Annotated in this window: 1 protein-coding gene; it reads left to right on the forward strand. The window is 35.8% G+C overall.

Features of this window, described 5'->3' with window-relative positions:
- Positions 1-112: 112 nt before the first annotated feature.
- A complete protein-coding gene (locus ACUVJL_RS20960; protein WP_445247601.1) occupies positions 113-1,453 on the forward strand; it encodes an IS4 family transposase in 1,341 nt (446 codons plus the stop codon).
- Positions 1,454-1,546: the final 93 nt, after the last annotated feature.

Genomic DNA, 1,546 nt, shown 5'->3' on the forward strand with positions numbered 1-1,546 from the left:
CCATTTGTGACAAGTTAAGAAAAAGTGCAAATTGTCAAGGGGTATAAAAAAGAAAGGTAAAATAGAATGAAACCTTTGTCAGGCAAGCATTTGAGCCATAATTGAACCAGTTATGACTAGCAAAAAACGCATCAACCGAGATCATGCAAAGAAAAAAAATCGTCCCCAAGTAGAAAATGAAGCGATCGCGAATTACCTGGAAGATTTATTAATTCCAGCAATGGCTGCCCAAAAAAGTTTTTATCGCCAACTAAATTTAAGAGATAGGATTCTGACACTACCATTAATGATGGCAGCAATATTAAGTCTCTTATGGCGAGACGTAGCAGGAGTAACAGAATTAACTAGATTATTAAATAGAGAAGGATTTTTATGGTGTGAGCCGTCTGAAATTAGTCAACAAGCATTATCGCAAAGATTTTTAACTTTCCCATCAATTTTATTTGAAAAAGTATTTAAAGAATTACTGCCTCATTTTCGTCAAAAATGGTTAACAAGAAAATCAAGACCACTACCAGATAGCGTACAATTTGCATTAAAAAACTTTGAAAATATCTGGATAGCTGACGGGTCAACATTAGAAGCATTATTTAAGAAGCTACAAAGTTTATCAGATGTGCCAATTGGTCAATTAGCCGGAAAAATGGGAGTAATCATAAACTTAGTAACTCATCTTCCCGAAGAAATTTGGTTTTGGACAAATCCGAAACAAGCAGATACTCATTGGGAAGAAGATTTACTAAAAACAGTTAAGCCAAAAACCTTGCTGTTATTGGATCGAGGCTTCTATCACTTCGCTTTTTGGCAAAAACTCATCGACCAACAAATTGGATTTATCACTCGAATCAAGAAAGGTGCATCTTATCAAGTAAAACGGGTATTAACAAATACCTATGATGTTAAAGACCAGATAATTCAGATAGGCGCAGGCACAAAAAAAACACCAGTTTTAACTATAAGATTAGTACAAATTCGCTCCAAAAATTCCTGGCGTTCTTATCTGACAAGTGTCCAAGAACCCAAAATACTGCCGCCTTATGTAGTGGCAGATTTATATCAAAGACGCTGGCGAATTGAATCGGCATTTTGTACAGTAAAGAGACTCCTAAATTTAAGTTATTTATGGACAGGTTCGGTCAATGGAATCCAGCTACAAATCTGGGGTACTTGGCTATTTTATGCGGTTTTAGTAGACTTGGGAGATGCCGTTGCGGATGAATTAGGAGTGCCCATTGAACGTGTTTCATTAGAAATGATTTATCGGGGGATGTATCATTTTTCTGTGGCCTATCAAAAAGGATTAGCTTCTGACCTAGTTAAGTATTTTGCCGAAGCGAAAAATCAAGATTTAGGGATTGTTAAGCGACAGCGAAAACCTCATATCAGGCTAATTATTTCTCCTTTCCCAGGAACTCAAAGAAGTCCCGAACAATTTTTTTTCAATAATGAATGAACAAATGGAGTCATATTTTAATTGGGATCTCGGTAAAAAATGAGTAAGATTACTCATTGACAACAGTGTTTTTAGCTTAACTTGTGAGTAATG

Origin of the sequence: Microcoleus sp. OTE_8_concoct_300 (assembly GCF_031383065.1) — a bacterium.
Classification (GTDB): Bacteria; Cyanobacteriota; Cyanobacteriia; order Cyanobacteriales; family Microcoleaceae; genus Microcoleus.

Excerpts from the sequence above, each read along its gene's own strand:
- ACUVJL_RS20960 (WP_445247601.1), top strand. The coding sequence starts at position 113 with ATGACTAGCAAAAAACGCATCAACCGAGATCATGCAAAGAAAAAAAAT.